Origin of the sequence: Thiorhodovibrio winogradskyi, assembly GCF_036208045.1 — a bacterium.
GTDB lineage: Bacteria > Pseudomonadota > Gammaproteobacteria > Chromatiales > Chromatiaceae > Thiorhodovibrio > Thiorhodovibrio winogradskyi.
The window spans coordinates 4,832,862-4,846,747 of sequence record NZ_CP121472.1; the positions used below are offsets into that span (position 1 = coordinate 4,832,862).

Annotated in this window: 25 protein-coding genes and 2 pseudogenes; all 27 read left to right on the forward strand. The window is 60.4% G+C overall.

Annotation, left to right across the window (positions count from 1 at the left end; all coding sequences use genetic code 11):
• The first annotated feature begins 164 nt into the window (after positions 1-164).
• The gene (locus Thiowin_RS22260) at positions 165-413 is read left to right on the forward strand and encodes a PIN domain-containing protein (RefSeq protein ID WP_328985159.1); all 249 of its coding nucleotides are present in this window, start codon (positions 165-167) and stop codon (positions 411-413) included.
• Positions 414-554: 141 nt separating this feature from the next.
• Complete coding sequence (locus tag Thiowin_RS22265) at positions 555-677, forward strand: hypothetical protein (protein WP_328985160.1); 123 nt, start codon at positions 555-557, stop codon at positions 675-677.
• 100 nt (positions 678-777) lie between these two features.
• Positions 778-1,146 carry a glycosyltransferase family protein gene (locus Thiowin_RS22270; RefSeq protein ID WP_328985161.1) on the forward strand — a complete coding sequence of 123 codons (369 nt, stop codon included), beginning with the start codon at positions 778-780 and terminating at the stop codon, positions 1,144-1,146.
• Between the two features lie 600 nt (positions 1,147-1,746).
• Positions 1,747-2,028, forward strand: a complete 282-nt coding sequence (locus Thiowin_RS22275) for a type II toxin-antitoxin system Phd/YefM family antitoxin (RefSeq protein ID WP_328985162.1) — start codon at positions 1,747-1,749, stop codon at positions 2,026-2,028.
• Positions 2,003-2,272: a Txe/YoeB family addiction module toxin gene (locus tag Thiowin_RS25505; protein WP_408034121.1), complete on the forward strand. Its 270-nt coding sequence runs from the start codon at positions 2,003-2,005 to the stop codon at positions 2,270-2,272. The genes Thiowin_RS22275 and Thiowin_RS25505 overlap by 26 nt, the downstream gene beginning before the upstream one ends.
• 271 nt (positions 2,273-2,543) lie before the next feature.
• On the forward strand, positions 2,544-3,029 hold the full coding sequence (locus Thiowin_RS22280; RefSeq protein WP_328985163.1) for a class I SAM-dependent methyltransferase: 486 nt from the start codon (positions 2,544-2,546) through the stop codon (positions 3,027-3,029).
• A 278-nt stretch (positions 3,030-3,307) separates the two neighbouring features.
• Positions 3,308-3,508 carry a hypothetical protein gene (locus Thiowin_RS22285; RefSeq protein ID WP_328985164.1) on the forward strand — a complete coding sequence of 67 codons (201 nt, stop codon included), beginning with the start codon at positions 3,308-3,310 and terminating at the stop codon, positions 3,506-3,508.
• A 102-nt stretch (positions 3,509-3,610) separates the two neighbouring features.
• Complete coding sequence (locus Thiowin_RS22290) at positions 3,611-4,504, forward strand: glycosyltransferase family 2 protein (protein WP_328985165.1); 894 nt, start codon at positions 3,611-3,613, stop codon at positions 4,502-4,504.
• Between the two features lie 93 nt (positions 4,505-4,597).
• Positions 4,598-4,840: a DUF433 domain-containing protein gene (locus Thiowin_RS22295; RefSeq protein WP_328985166.1), complete on the forward strand. Its 243-nt coding sequence runs from the start codon at positions 4,598-4,600 to the stop codon at positions 4,838-4,840.
• Positions 4,824-5,171, forward strand: coding sequence for a DUF5615 family PIN-like protein (locus Thiowin_RS22300; protein ID WP_328985167.1), 348 nt, complete (start codon positions 4,824-4,826; stop codon positions 5,169-5,171). Before Thiowin_RS22295 ends, Thiowin_RS22300 begins: the two co-directional genes overlap by 17 nt.
• Positions 5,172-5,374: 203 nt before the next feature.
• Positions 5,375-5,920: a glycosyltransferase family 2 protein gene (locus Thiowin_RS22305; RefSeq protein ID WP_328985168.1), complete on the forward strand. Its 546-nt coding sequence runs from the start codon at positions 5,375-5,377 to the stop codon at positions 5,918-5,920.
• On the forward strand, positions 5,920-6,138 hold the full coding sequence (locus Thiowin_RS22310; RefSeq protein ID WP_328985169.1) for a hypothetical protein: 219 nt from the start codon (positions 5,920-5,922) through the stop codon (positions 6,136-6,138). The genes Thiowin_RS22305 and Thiowin_RS22310 overlap by 1 nt, the downstream gene beginning before the upstream one ends.
• Positions 6,139-6,420: 282 nt before the next feature.
• A complete protein-coding gene (locus Thiowin_RS22315; RefSeq protein ID WP_328985170.1) occupies positions 6,421-6,654 on the forward strand; it encodes a hypothetical protein in 234 nt (77 codons plus the stop codon).
• A 3-nt stretch (positions 6,655-6,657) separates the two neighbouring features.
• Entirely contained in the window at positions 6,658-7,161 is a 504-nt protein-coding gene (locus Thiowin_RS22320) for an RpnC/YadD family protein (protein WP_328985171.1), read from the forward strand.
• 486 nt (positions 7,162-7,647) lie between these two features.
• Positions 7,648-7,872 carry a hypothetical protein gene (locus Thiowin_RS22325; protein WP_328985172.1) on the forward strand — a complete coding sequence of 75 codons (225 nt, stop codon included), beginning with the start codon at positions 7,648-7,650 and terminating at the stop codon, positions 7,870-7,872.
• A complete protein-coding gene (locus Thiowin_RS22330) occupies positions 7,863-8,249 on the forward strand; it encodes a type II toxin-antitoxin system VapC family toxin (protein WP_328985173.1) in 387 nt (128 codons plus the stop codon). Before Thiowin_RS22325 ends, Thiowin_RS22330 begins: the two co-directional genes overlap by 10 nt.
• A gap of 4 nt (positions 8,250-8,253) precedes the next feature.
• Entirely contained in the window at positions 8,254-8,622 is a 369-nt protein-coding gene (locus tag Thiowin_RS22335) for a WecB/TagA/CpsF family glycosyltransferase (RefSeq protein WP_328985174.1), read from the forward strand.
• Complete coding sequence (locus Thiowin_RS22340) at positions 8,583-9,026, forward strand: WecB/TagA/CpsF family glycosyltransferase (protein ID WP_328985175.1); 444 nt, start codon at positions 8,583-8,585, stop codon at positions 9,024-9,026. Before Thiowin_RS22335 ends, Thiowin_RS22340 begins: the two co-directional genes overlap by 40 nt.
• A gap of 92 nt (positions 9,027-9,118) precedes the next feature.
• On the forward strand, positions 9,119-9,490 hold the full coding sequence (locus Thiowin_RS22345; protein ID WP_328985176.1) for a glycosyltransferase family protein: 372 nt from the start codon (positions 9,119-9,121) through the stop codon (positions 9,488-9,490).
• A 129-nt stretch (positions 9,491-9,619) separates the two neighbouring features.
• The gene (locus Thiowin_RS22350; RefSeq protein ID WP_328985177.1) at positions 9,620-9,814 is read left to right on the forward strand and encodes an RpnC/YadD family protein; all 195 of its coding nucleotides are present in this window, start codon (positions 9,620-9,622) and stop codon (positions 9,812-9,814) included.
• Positions 9,815-10,105: 291 nt separating this feature from the next.
• On the forward strand, positions 10,106-10,435 hold the full coding sequence (locus tag Thiowin_RS22355; protein WP_328985178.1) for a type II toxin-antitoxin system VapC family toxin: 330 nt from the start codon (positions 10,106-10,108) through the stop codon (positions 10,433-10,435).
• Positions 10,425-10,994 (forward strand): glycosyltransferase family protein, encoded by a 570-nt coding sequence (locus Thiowin_RS22360; RefSeq protein ID WP_328985179.1) that lies wholly within the window; start codon positions 10,425-10,427, stop codon positions 10,992-10,994. Before Thiowin_RS22355 ends, Thiowin_RS22360 begins: the two co-directional genes overlap by 11 nt.
• A gap of 293 nt (positions 10,995-11,287) precedes the next feature.
• Positions 11,288-11,574, forward strand: a pseudogene (locus Thiowin_RS22365) (NAD-dependent epimerase/dehydratase family protein); the annotation flags it as partial.
• A gap of 47 nt (positions 11,575-11,621) precedes the next feature.
• Positions 11,622-11,963 (forward strand): class I SAM-dependent methyltransferase, encoded by a 342-nt coding sequence (locus Thiowin_RS22370; protein WP_328985180.1) that lies wholly within the window; start codon positions 11,622-11,624, stop codon positions 11,961-11,963.
• A 154-nt stretch (positions 11,964-12,117) separates the two neighbouring features.
• Positions 12,118-12,408, forward strand: coding sequence for a CopG family ribbon-helix-helix protein (locus Thiowin_RS22375; protein WP_328985181.1), 291 nt, complete (start codon positions 12,118-12,120; stop codon positions 12,406-12,408).
• Positions 12,396-12,686: a type II toxin-antitoxin system RelE/ParE family toxin gene (locus Thiowin_RS22380; protein ID WP_328985182.1), complete on the forward strand. Its 291-nt coding sequence runs from the start codon at positions 12,396-12,398 to the stop codon at positions 12,684-12,686. Before Thiowin_RS22375 ends, Thiowin_RS22380 begins: the two co-directional genes overlap by 13 nt.
• Positions 12,687-12,715: 29 nt before the next feature.
• A pseudogene (locus Thiowin_RS22385) lies at positions 12,716-13,703 on the forward strand (UDP-glucuronic acid decarboxylase family protein).
• The last annotated feature ends 183 nt before the right edge of the window (positions 13,704-13,886 follow it).

Sequence of the window (13,886 nt, forward strand, 5' to 3'; positions counted from 1 at the left end):
CGCCGCGCATTGTCCTCGATACCAATGTGCTCTACGCTGGTTTGTATTCCGCCAACGGAAAGTCGCATCAGTTACAGAGGACGCTTCTGGATAGGCGTATTCGCCTTGCGTTATCGACACCCTTGCTTTTTTGAATATGAAGTTGTCTCAAGCGCAATCAGTCCGTGCTGAACCTGCTGGAGGCGGAGATCGACATTATGCTGGACCAACTCTGTGCGCTGGCTGATCTGCACAGGATCTATTTTCTGTGGCGCCCCTGTCTGCCGGATGCCAAGGACGATCTGGTTCTGGAACTCGCCGTCGCCGCACAGGTGCCGCGAATCGTGACGTTTAACGCGAAGGATTTTGGTCCAGCGTCCCAATTTGATATTGATGTGGTGACCCCGAAACTCCTGTTAGAGAACCTGTCATGACAAACTTCAATTTGAATCTTCCCAACTCGATTCAACGCCACCTCCAGGAGATGGCCGATTTGGACGGTGTCTCCATCGATTAATTCATTGCCAGCGCGGTGGCGGAAAAATTGTCCGCGCTCACTGCCGCAAGCGATCTCCGTGCCCGTGCGAGTCGCAGCGATTCGGCTGCTTTTCGGGCTCGCGGAGGTCAAGCGGGCGATGCGCGAGAACGGCTGGGAGGTGCGCACGGCCATCGAACGGGTGCTGGGGATTCGGGTATGAAGTCGATTGCGGCTCGATCGCCCACGCCTTCGCCGACCCCCGGATCGACGGCGTCTATGGCGACCTGGACTACGTCTCCAGCACCGACCCCACGCGGCTCGTGCGCCGCTGGCGTGCCGGCGACTACCACCCCAAACGACTCGCGCGCGGCTGGATGCCACCCCACCCGACACTCTACCTGCGCCGCTCCGTCATCGAACATTGGGGCGGCTTCGACACTGACTTTCGCATCGCCGCCGACTACGACGCCATGCTGCGCTACCTGGCGCGCGGACGCCTCCGCCTGGCCTATATCCCCGCAGTCCTGGTCAGAATGCGCCTCGGCGGTGCCAGCAACCGCTCCCTGTCGCACATCCTGCGCAAAAGCCGCGAAGATTATCGCGCCCTGCGCCGCCACGACGTGGGCGGACTCGGCACCCTGGCCTGGAAGAACCTGAGCAAACTCTCGCAATTCTGGCGCCATGAGTGAACACTTCGCATTCCCGAACCGGCCGCCATCCCCACCATGACCGCCCGAAGCCTCACGCCCCGCGTGATCCGACATCGTCGGCTTCCAGGGCCAACTCGTCTTCGACCCCAGCCACCCCGACGGCCCACCACAAAAATTGCTCGACGTCACCCGCCTGAACGCCCTCGGCTGGAGCGCCCGAATCGACCTAGCCGAAGGCGTGCGCCAGACCTACCGCTGGTTCCTGCAACATCAGGATCAGGCACGCCTGTGAAACCCGATGCCTTTCGATCCATGAGGCTCCAAACGAAGGTAGCCGGCGACAAAACCAAGTGCGGAAGCTCCGCTTCTAGCGTAGCATCTAATGTAATGTCGCGGCAGACCTGACCAAAGACCAGCTACGGCGTTTGGCGGATGTGATTATGATCTTCCGCCCTGACTGGTAGCGCGGGCAACCCCGCCGCGCCGGTCAAAGCGCGGCCCTTCGAGGAAGCGACTGATGGAACGCACTGAACTCATGGGTTAGCCTGAGAAGGTGCGCTGCCACCGGCGTTGGCGGATGCGTTACGTTGATGCAAGCGACGAAAAAATGAAAATCGATACTTATCGAGGCCAATCACGATGCAATTTTATACCTTGCAGCAGGCATCGGCGGATTTAAGCAATCTGATTGCCAGTGCCGTGCGCGACCATGAAGAAGCCGCCATCGTTTCGGATTATGGGTCAGTGATTCTGATTTCGCAGGAAGAATTTAATGCCATGAGGGAGACGCTTCGTTTGCTAGCAGATCAGCGTTCGTTGCGTGCGTTGCTTATGGGACAGGCCCAACGCGAGGCTGGACGCCAACCTAATGTTCCTGCTGCTGAACAGGTGTTCAATGACCTATCGGATTTTCATTCTTGACAATGCCCAAGAAGACTTGGACTGGCTGCGCAGAAATGATCGAGCCAGCTATCTCAAATGCTTCGATCTTGTCCGTGAATTGATGAAAGACCCACGAAGTGGTGCAGGTAAACCAGAGCGCTTACGTTACTTTGAAAAAGAGGTGTATTCGAGAAGGGTGAATCAGAAAGATCGCATGGTGTATACAATTTACGAATCGTTGCGCGAAGTGGATATCTCCTCGTTCCGAGGACATTACAATTAAGCTGGGTCGGTGAAGTATGTGCAGCCTCCATCCGCGTCCGGGCGCCCTGGATGGTGGCGCGGAGTAACCTCACGTACCGGTCAAGGCGCGGCCATTCGAGTAATCGACTGATGGAACGCGCTGAAATTTTCCGGTTATCGCTGGAACAACGCCGAGTTGAACACCAGTCATGACTACCTGCTCCCCGCCGTGCTGCGCGAACTCCAGGGCCTGAAAACGGCGACCGGAATGGCCGGGGGGACTCTTCGAGCTCGGCTGCGGCAACGGCAGCGTGGCGAACGCGCTCGCTCAAGAGGGCTGGGAGGTGATCGGCATCGATCCCTCCACCGAGGGCATCGCCCAAGCCCAGGCCCGATATCCGCACCTGGCGTTGTACGAAGGTTCGGCCTACGAAGATCTGGCCGAGCACTATGGGCGCTTTCCGGTGGTGACGAGTCTGGAAGTGGTGGAGCATCTCTATGCCCCGCGCCGCTATGCCGCCACCCTGTTCGATCTGCTCGAACCGAGCGGCACGGCGATCGTCTCCACGCCCTATCACGGCTACTGGAAGAATCTGGCCATGGCCCTAATCGGCAAGCTGGACGCGCATTTCACCGCGCTCTGGGATCACGGACACATCAAGTTCTGGCCGATCCGCACCCTGAGCGCACTCTTGCGCGAGGCCGGGTTCGTCGACATCCGCTTCGAGCGGGTCGGGCGGATTCCCGCCTTGGCCAAGTCGATGATCGCCATCGCCCGACGCCCAGGATACGCTTGAATCCCTTTATCGCGGCTCCTTGAGGAGGTTGATATGCCGCCATTGACTGTTCGTTTGACGCCTGCGGAAGAATCCTTACTCGACGCCGTCAGCCGTCGATCTGCGCGCAGCCAGGACGATTTGATCCGTCAGGGCATCCGGGAACTCTGTCTCCCGAGCCGGACGGGGCATGTGCCCCATCCGGACGTTGACGACGTTGATGAGTGGCTGAAACGCGCGGGACGGGGTGAATACCCCGTCCCGCCAAGGCGGATATGTACAAGAATGTTCTGCCGTCGATGATTGAAATCCCTGAGGATTTGTGCCGTCGTCATGTCGAGGTCGTGTTTCTGGAACTCGATGAACGCGAGACCCCGGAAGTCGCCTCGGGCACGGATTGGCCAGAGGGACTCTTTGAGCGAACGGCTGGTGCCTGGCAAGGGGAGCCATTGAAGCGCGGCGAGCAAGGCCAGTACGAGCAACGCCTGGAGTTGGACTGATGTGGCTCCCGGACACCACTGTCTGGATTGCCTATCTGAATGCGAGACCCTCAGCGGTCAAGCCGGCGATGCGGAGCCGCCCAGCTTCCAGGATCTATCTCTGTGACCTGGTCAAAGGTCCTGACCTACAACGAATCCCTGCACCTGGCGCGCTGTCTGGCGAGTCTGCGGGAGGTCGCCACCGGGATTCTGGTGGTGGATTCCTTCTCGACCGATGACACGATGGAGATCGCCGGCGCCCATGACGCGCGGGTGGTGCAGCGTGCCTGGGTGAACTACGCGACCCAGTTCAACTGGGCACTGACCCAAGTCGACGCGGAGACCGACTGGGTGCTGCGCCTGGATGCGGATGATTATCTGACGCCCGACCTGATCGCCGAGATCCGCGCCCGCCTGCCAACGCTCGGCCCCGAGGTCGACGGCGTCCATTGTGGCCGGCGCATGACCTTCCTGCGCCAGCCGATCCGCCACGGCGGTCTCTTCCCGGTGCGGGTGCTGCGCCTGTTTCGGTATGGGCGCGGTGAGTGCGAGCACCGCTGGATGGATGAGCACATCAAGGTCGCCGGGTCGACGGTCGAGTTCGCCGGGGAGTTGATCGACGACAACCTCCAATCGCTGACCTGGTGGACCGAGAAGCACAACCGCTACGCCAGCCGCGAGGCGGTCGACCTGCTCAATCTGGAATACGGCTTCATGCCGCATGACACGGTCGCCAGCCTGCGCGGCGGCCAGCAGGCGGGGGTGAAGCGCTGGCTGAAAGAGCGGGTCTATACGCGGCTGCCGGGCGGGTTGCGGGCCTTCGCCTATTTCTTCTACCGCTATGTGATCCGACTGGGGTTCCTCGACGGACAGGCCGGGGCGGCGTTTCACGTCCTGCAGGGCTTCTGGTATCGCTATCTGGTGGATGCCAAGGTGGCGGAGGTCAAGCGGGCGATGCGCGAGCGGGGGTGGGATGTGCGCACGGCGATCGGGGAGGTGTTAGGGATTCGGCTGTGAGTGGCGCCCGCGCAACCATCCAGCCATGAACGACCAGCGAAAGTGAGTGGTCCAAGCCAAGGTGAAGTGTTCAACAATTGAGGAGGCCAATCCGTGACGAATTGGAATGACTGGATCGCCATCCATCCTGATATTCGCGGTGGCAAACCCTGCATCACGGGAACCCGTATCACCGTTTACGACATCCTCGAGTATCTGGCCGGTGGCATGAGCGAAGCGGAGATTCTGGCCGACTTCCCAAGTCTTAAAGCAGAGCATGTGCGTGCGGTCCTGATGTTCGCCGCCCAACGCGAGCGACGCCTGTCAATGGGCCATCCGCATGAAATTGCTGCTTGACGAGAACCTGAGTCCAAAGCTGCCCGCCATGCTGGCGGATCTATACCCTGGTACCAGCCAGATTGAATTGATCGGTTTGCGCGGGGCAACGGATACCGTCGTCTGGGAGTATGCCAAGGCAGAGGACTATGTGCTGGTCTCCAAGGACAACGATTTTCGCCAACGCAGCTTTCAGTACGGTGCTCCACCCAAAGTGGTCTGGCTGAGCGTCGGGAATGCTGGCACGGCGGTCATTTTGCGCCTGGTACGGGAATCAAGAGAGCAGATCGAGGATTTCGCGGCCGCGCCTGAGGCCGCACTCCTCATCCTGGCTATCGGAGGCATGTGGTGAACACCTCGGGCCGGACGGGGCATGCGCCCCGTCCGAAACCTTTTCCGACGACGAACAGGGGTGTTGGCTGATGCTTGAATTGGAGACCCTGAGCGACCTGCAAGCCGTCGGCGCGCTGAGTCAGCGGACCTTAGGCGACTTTGAATTGCAGCACCTGTCGCCGTCGGGCTAGAGCCCGGAAGATATCAAGAAGCTATGGGCCAATGATGAAACTCTCCCTTGTCACCGCTTGTTTCAATAGCGCCGCGACCCTGTCGGATACCCTGTCCTCGGTGCGGGCGCAGCAGGGCATCGCCTTGGAGTACCTCCTGATCGACGGCGGTTCTCAGGATGGGACGGTCGCCTTGATCGAGGCTGAACAGGGCCGGCCGGATACCCATCTATCGAAGTGGATCAGCGAGCCGGATCACGGCATCTATGATGCGCTGAACAAAGGGATCGCCCTGGCCACTGGCGACATCCTCGGGTTTCTGGATGCCGATGACGTCCTGGCGCACCCGCTGGTCCTCCATCGGGTGGCCGCGTGCTTCGACGATCCAGCGGTGATGGCCTGCTATGGCGATCTGGACTATGTGTGGCGCGATGATCCGGCGCGGGTGGTGCGTCACTGGCGCGCGGGCCCATTCGAGCCCAGGCGTCTGCGTTGGGGGTGGATGCCGCCGCACCCCACGCTCTACGTGCGCCGGTCCTGGATGACGCGCAGGGCGGTTTCGCGACGCGCTACCGGATCGCGGCGGATTATGACCTGATGTTGCGTCTGTTGTCTGGGCTGACCGCGCGCGAGGTGGTTTATCTGCCAGAGGTGCTGGTGCGGATGCGCACGGGCGGCGCCAGCAACCGTTCGCTGGCGAACATCCTGCGCAAATCCGCCGAGGATTATCGGGCGTTGCGCTCGAACCGTGTGGGCGGCGTGGGGGCCTTGGCCTGGAAGAATCTGTCGAAACTGGGTCAGTTCATGGTGCGTTAGCGAGTAGGATGGGTAGAGTGACCACGGAATGACGCCGATCGTTGGCACGAATGCTGGCTGGTCACGAAACCCATCAATCAACTGACCGACGTGCCGGGGTGAGTGTTGGCGAAGCAGCGCTTCGTCACCAGCTCTGGAACGGGGAGTCGAAAATGGACAAGCAGCCCATGGAACCCAACCCAACGCCGCATGACGGCTTTTTTCGCGAGAACTTCGGGCGGCCGGCGATTGCCCAGGATTTTCTGCGCTACGCCTTGCACCGCGCTTTTGGCTGGAATCGACTTGACCACGTTCACCATCGCCAAGGACATCAACGTCTCCCAGGAACTGCGGCAGGTCTATTCCGATCTGATTGATACCGCTCGCTATCGCGGGGAGGCGCGCGAACCGGCGCTGTCGATCTATCCGCTGGTGCTCTATCAGGGTCAGCAGATCTGGCGGGTGCCGAAATGTTTTCATGATCTGGTTTCCCCGCTGCCGGCCGCGCTGACGCCCTTCGTCCCGCAGTTTCGCTAGGCGTTGTACGACATCTCATCCCGCACCAATGTCGAGATCAAGGGCGACGTCCTCACCCGCCTGGTGCAGTTGGCGTTGCGTCATATCGACAGCAACCAGCCACGGGAGCGCCTGCGTGAGTTGCTGATGCTGATTGAACAGGTCATCAATCAGCCCACGGCCCTCGACATTCTGGAATCCCTCCTACGTTATTATGTTCAAGGCACCCGGCGTCTGGACGAGCAGGACGTGCGGGCGTTATTGCAAGAAAGCCGTCAGGGAGAACCCCTCATGCAAACCTTCATCGAGAAATACATTGAGCAGGGGATCCAACAGGGCATCCAGCAGGGCATCCAGCAGGGCGAACAGCGAGGCGAGGCGACGCTGCTGCTCCGATTGATCGAACGCAAATTCGGTCCGCCGTGCGAACCGACGCGCGCCCGCATCACGCAAGCCGATGCCGAGACCCTGCTCCGCTGGTTCGATCTGGGACTCGTCGCGCAGAGTCTGGACGAGGTGCTGCATTGAGTCGTTTGACAACGACCAAGCCGGACGGGGCATGCGCCCGTCCGGAATCGGGTCCGCCAGCGGACCTGAAGATAGGCTGATGCGCGATCTGCTCGACCATCGGCCCGCTGCCCTCGATCGTCCACGCGGGCGCGAATGGGCTGCTCTTTACGCCGGCCGATCCGGCCTCGCTGCTGGAGTCGGTGCGCGGGGCCTGGGCGTCGCCGGGGGGGCTGGAACGTCTGGCACAGGGCGCGCGGCAATCGTTCGAGGCGCTTTATACCGAGGAGGCCAATCTTGAAAGGCTGATGGGGATTTATCGGCAGCCGCTGGCGGTGAGCCAGGCGCGGCGAGGGGTGCGATGAGTCGGCAGGATGACAATCTGGTCGGACGATCTGGCAGATGGCTTTTGGTGGGTCATACGCTGCACCGACTGAACGCTGAAAACAGGAGAGGGTCAGAGATTTGAATTCTTTCGTCGACGCGGCATTGATCAGGAGCAAGCAGATGCAAGCCATAAAACAATACACCGACGTGATTAACGGTCATGTCACCGTCGATCTACCGAATGATTTCACCGCTCAACGGGTCGAGTTGATTATCTTGTCCGCCGATGATCGCGACGCGGATTCAGGCAATTTTCAGCGGTTTCTGCTCGACAGCCCTGAAATGACGGATGAGGAATTCCAGGCGATTGATGAAAAAAGACGGCATCTGAATCGATGGACATGATCTGTCTGGATACCAATGTACTGATTGCCCATAAACGTGCGAAGCGCGAGGATAAGGACAAAACCGTACTTTACCAACTCGCGACGCAAGGCTATCGCTTTGCGGTTTCGAGCATCACGGTTTATGAACTATTGCGGGGCGACAATCAAGATGAAGATCGCTATTGGAAAACGATGTTCGCAAACATGGAAGTCTTGCCTTTTGATTACGCTTGCGCGAAACATGCCGCAAGCATTTACCAAGATTTAAAACAAAAAGGATTGTTGATCGAGGCGGAAGATTTGTTTATCGGGGCAACCGCGCTGCGACATCGGTTGAAACTAGCAACGAGCAATGTACGGCATTTTGAGCGGATCCTGAGTTTGACTCTGGTGTAACCAGATGAATCAATTCGTGGAAAATGTGGTTGGTTATGCCGTGGGCACGCAAGGCCGGTCGGCCTGCGTCGCTGACCTGGTGGCGTGGATCGAACAGCCCAAGACGCACGAGCCCTGTCGCTGGCTGGCCTGTCTCAATCCGCATTCCTATGTGCAGGCGCTGGACGATCCCGCCTTCGCACAGGCGCTGCACGCGGCAGACTGGCTGATTCCCGATGGGACCGGGATCGTCCTGGCCTTGAAGGTGCTGGGCGGGCGGATTCGGGAGCGGGTGACAGGGAGCGACATCTTTCTGGGGGTGCAGGCCGCCTTGACGGTGCCGGTGGCGGTCGGGTGTTTTTTCTGGGCTCGACCGAGGAGACGCTGGCGCTGATCCGTGAGCGCATGACGCGAGAATATCCGCGTCTCGATGTCGTCGGTACCTATTCGCCGCCGTTCAAGGCGGAGTTCACCGCTGCGGACAACCAGGCCTTGCTCGCCGCGATCCATGCCGCCGCGCCGGATGTGCTCTGGGTCGGGATGACCGCGCTGAAACAGGAGAAGTGGCTGCACTCGCACCGGGCGGAGTTGAACGTCAGGTTTGCGGCAGCGGTCGGGGCGGTGTTCGATTTCTACAGCAGACGGGTGAAGCGCTCGCCTCCGCTGTTTCAGCGTCTGGGGCTGGAGTGGCTGCCGCGCTTGATCCCGCAACCCCGGCGGTTGTGGCGACGGCCGGATGAGCCGAGCAAACCTCCTTCGTCATTCCGGCAGGGAAGCCGGAATCGAGTGCAGGGATAGCAACCTCACAGCAGACATTGAGCCTCGGCAGTCAACCGCCCGCTCACCCTCCCTGGCCTGGGTCCCGGCTTCCCGGTCGGGACGACGGGTGATTGGGTGCCGCGACGGCTGAGCTGGGGCTGGTGCCTCCGCATCCGACGCTGTTTCTGCGCCGCTCGCTGTATGCGCGCTTCGGGGTGTTCGATACCGGCTATCGCATCGCCGCGGACTATGATCTGATGCTGAGCATGCTGACTCAGCTGGATGTTCAGGGGAATAGGCCGAGGGTTCGGCCAGGGGATGGCGCGGTGCGCTATCTGCAGCGGGTGCTGGTGCGGCTGGGCGGGTTGAGCAAGCGTTCGCTGCGCACGGTGGCGAGCAAGTCCTGGGAGGATTACCGTGCCTTGCGGGCGAATGGCGTGGGCGGGCTCGGCGCCTTGGCGTGGAAGAATCTCACCAAGCTGCCGCAGTTTGTGACACGCTGAGGAGCCGGAGCTACGTCATTCCGGCCTGCGCGCCGCCTCCCTCATTCCGGCTCCTTTCTGGTTTGTCATTCCGGTCGGAAAGCCGGAGTCCCGCGCAAGGAAAGTATCGTCGCAGTAGTGGTACATGCCATGCTGCAACAACGGGTCGAGCAGTGGAACCAAGAGCTTCGAGAGCGCGGGCGTCAGGAAGGACGCGACGAAACCCGCTGTCAGGTGGCCATGGCGTTGATCCAGCGGACCGGTCTGGATGACACCACGGTGGCCGAAAGCACCGGCCTCTCGGTGGCCGAGGTCGAAGTCCTGAGGGACCGGCTGCGCCATTGACGTGCAGAAATTCTGCCGCTGCCGCTGTCGTTGGCGACGGCAGGTTACAAGTTGCGTAGGGTGGATAAGGCGCGTGCTTGAAGGCTTCAGAAATACCGGTTCCGGCTTGCGCCGCATCCACCAGGAGCCACTAAAATTGGTGACATGAACACGGTTTACGTTGAAGCATCCATCGTCAGCTACTTGCGGCAGAGGCCGAGTAGCCAAATCGTAACAGCGGCACGGCAACTGCTGACACATCGCTGATGGCATGAAGAGCGAAGTCAGTATGAGCTTGTGATTTCTCAATACGTGGTTGATGAAGCTTCGGCCGGCGATCCTGCGCTTGCGGCAGAACGTATGCAGTTACTTGATGGTATTGCGCTATTGCCACATGCACCTGAAATTGTGACGCTTGCTGATGAGATCATGTCGCTTGGAGTCCTACCTGAAAAAGCACAGGTTGATGCTCTGCATATCGCGGCTGTTTCACATCACGAGATACAGTATCTGCTAACGTGGAATTGCAAGCACATCGCGAATGCCAAGATACTTCCGCGGATTCACGATCTGCTTGCAAGGCAAGGAATTCTCATCCCGGTCATATGCACACCAGAGGAGTTATTGAGCGATGACACATAGAGGGCCTGATTTAGTCATCGAAGAAATCCATCGAACACGAGAAAGCATCTCTGAGCGCTTTGGCGGCAGTATCCCAAAGAAACGGCAATGGGCGCTGGAGACGCTTGCCATCGACACGCCCTGGGTGTTTTTTCTTGACGCCGATGAAGTGGTGCCCGAGGCGCTCTGGGAGGAGATGGCGGCGGTGGTTCATCGCCCGGATGCCTGCGAGGCGTATCTGATCCGCAAAGGCTTCCACTTCATGGGGCGGCGGCTGCGCCACGGCGGCTTTTCGCATGCCGCGGTGCTGCTGTTGCGCATTGGGCGAGGACATTTTGAGCGCCTGTTCGACGATGCAGCGGACAGCCTCGACATGGAGTTCCATGAGCGCGTGGTGGTGCAGGGGCGGATCGGGCGGCTCGAAACGCCGCTGATCCATGAGGACCTCAAGGGGCTGGAGGCCTACATTGCGCGCGACAACAAGTATTCGACCTGGGAGGCGCGGGTGCGCGATCAGTTCCTGACCCCGGGTCGCTATGGTGAAGACACCATCCAGCCGCGGCTATTGGGCAATTCGTAGGAACGTCGGCGTTGGATCAAAGCGCTGATCATTCGCCTGCCGTTCGAGCAGTGGCTGTGGTTTGGCTATCACTATGTGCTGCGGCTGGGTTTTCTGGAAGGCCGGCCGGGGCTGATCGCCTGCCAGATTCGCGCGAGCCATATCGCTCAAGTGCGGGCAAAATGTTGTGAGCGGCGACTGCGGGCCGACTCGCGCGCGGTCTCTCCCTGAACCGGAAGCCAAGCTGATTGAGCTGCCTGCGCTGGCGAGGCAGCAGCGGCAAGATCCTCATCGGAAGCATCGGACGAAAACCCATGAACTACGCCCTCAGAAATGCATCCTGGTCACCGGCGGCGCCGGCTTTCTCGGCTCGCATCTGTGCGAGCCTCTGCTTGCCGATGGCCACGATGTGCTCTGCCTGGGCAACTTCTTCACCGGCACCAAGGACAACATCGCCCATCTGCTGGATAACCCGTACTTCGAGCTGATGCGCCACGATGTCACCTTCCCGCTCTATGTGGAGGTGGACGCGATCTACAACCTGGCCTGTCCAGCCTCGCCCATCCACTACCAGCGTGATCCGGTACAGTTGCGGCCGACGATTGCTTACTTCGACGCGTTGTTGCAGGGCGAATCGGCCATCGCATCATGAGTCTTTTGGCATCGCTCAAGAGCGATGTCGAGGGCTATGAGACCGAGGTCCTCGCCGGCGCCGAGCGCAGGCTCGCTGCGCCAGGGCTGCTGGCCGTGATCATGGAGCTGAACGGCAGCGGTGCCCGGTACGGGTTTGACGAGGACGTGCTGCATCAGTCGCTCTTGCAGCGCGGCTTTCAGACCTGCCGCTATGAACCTGGCGAACGGCGCTTGCGCCCGTTGCATGGGCAGCGCTCGGGACAAGGGAATACGCTCTATGTGCGCGATCCGGAGCGGCTGGCGGAGCGGGTCAGCACAGCGCGCTCGTTTCAGCTGCGTACTGGGGTGGCGGTCTAGGCCTGGGTCACGGCTTTCCGGCCGGGGCGACGCAGGAGTTGGTCATTGCGGCCGGTAAGCCGGAATTCTTCAACGGGTGAAGATTCATCGTCAATCGCATCGGACTCGGCGGTAGTGTAAGGTCATACCGCGTTTCGCTTTAGTGGAGGCTACCATGACTGCTGCTGCCAGTCGTCCCGTTTCGATCAAGGTCGATGAAGAGATGAAAGCTCGTCTAAATCGCTTGGCCGAGGCACGTCAGCGTACACCGCATTGGATGATGCGCGAGGCGATCACTCAGTACGTGGAGCGTGAAGAGAAGCGGGAGGCGTTTCGTCAGGATGCGCTCAAGGCTTGGGAGGCCTATCGAGCGACTGGGTTGCACCTGAGCGCCGCAGAAGCGGATGCTTGGCTGGATCAGCTTCAACAGGGTAACGACATTGATCCACCGCCATGCCGCGGTTGATCTGGTCGCCTGAGGCGCTGCTCGATGTGCAGCGCCTCTATCGCTTTCTTGTCCCCAAGAGCCCGGACGCCGCCAAGAGGGCCGTGAAGACCATCCGCGAAGGCGTCAGGCTGCTGGCACAACAGCCAGGGGTGGGGCGACCTGTTGAGGACATGGACGACGCATTCCGGGATTGGATCATCGATTTCGGGGATAGCGGCTATGTAGCCCGCTACCGTGCCGACCGGCAAGTCGTGACGATTCTGGCGGTACGCCACCAGAAAGAGGTGGGCTTTTGATGGATGCGAGGATGGATGGACAGCAGCACATGAATGTCGCTCGCAGAAAACGCATCCTGGTCACCGGCAGTGCCGGCTTTCTCGGCAGCCACCTCTGCTAGCGTCTGCTCGCCGACGGCCATGACGTGCTCTGCGTCGATAACTTCTTCACCGGCACCAAGGAGAACCCTGCTTGACGTCGGCGCCCACCTGCTCGACAACCCCTACTTCGAGCCGGTGCGCCACGATGTGACCTTTCGGCTGTACGTGGAGGTGGACGCGATCTACAACCTGGCCTGTCCGGCCTCGCCTATCCACTACCAGCGTGATCCGGTACAGACCACCAAGACCAGCGTGCATGGGGCGATTAACATGCTCGGGCCTTCTTGGGATCAGGCCAAGCGGGTGAAGGCGAAGCGCTTTCAGGCCTCGACCAGCGAGGTCTACGGCGACCCGAGCATCCATCCGCAGACCGAGGACTATTGGGGCAACGTCAACCCCATCGGCCCGCGCTCCTGCTATGACGAGGGTAAGCGCTGCGCCGAGACGCTCTGCTTTGATGACCGTCGCCAGCATGGGCTGCGCATCAAGGTGGCGCGCATCTTCAACATCGACGGCCCGCGCATGCATCCGAACGATGGGCGCGTGGTCTCCAACTTCATCGTCCAAGCCCTGCGCAATGAACCCATCACCCTCTACGGCGATGGTGAGCAGACGCGCTCGTTCTGCTACGTCGACGACCTGATCGAAGGCTTCGTGCGGCTGATGGACAGCCCGGATGACCTAACCGGCCCGGTCAACCTCGGCAACCCCGGCGAGTTCACCATGATCGAGCTGGCTGAGGCGGTGAAGGAGCTGACCGGCTCGCGCTCGCCGCTGGTGTATGAGCCGCTGCCGCAGAATGATCCCAAGCAGCGCCAGCCGGACATCGCCCTGGCGCGCAAGCAGTTGGGCTGGGCGCCCAAGGTGGCGCTGCGCGAGGGGTTGCGGCCGACGATTGCGTATTTTGATGCGTTGCTGTCTTCTTCGGCCGGATAACCGGGCCAAGCTTGCCTCTGTCATTCCGGCCGGGAAGCCGGAATCCAGCGCAGAGAGAGCAACCTCGCGGCAGGCACTGAGTTTCAGAATTGAAACGCTCGCTGTTAGAGAACCTGTCATGACAAACTTCAATTTGAATCTTCCCAACTCGATTCAACGCCACCTCCAGGAGATGGCCGATTT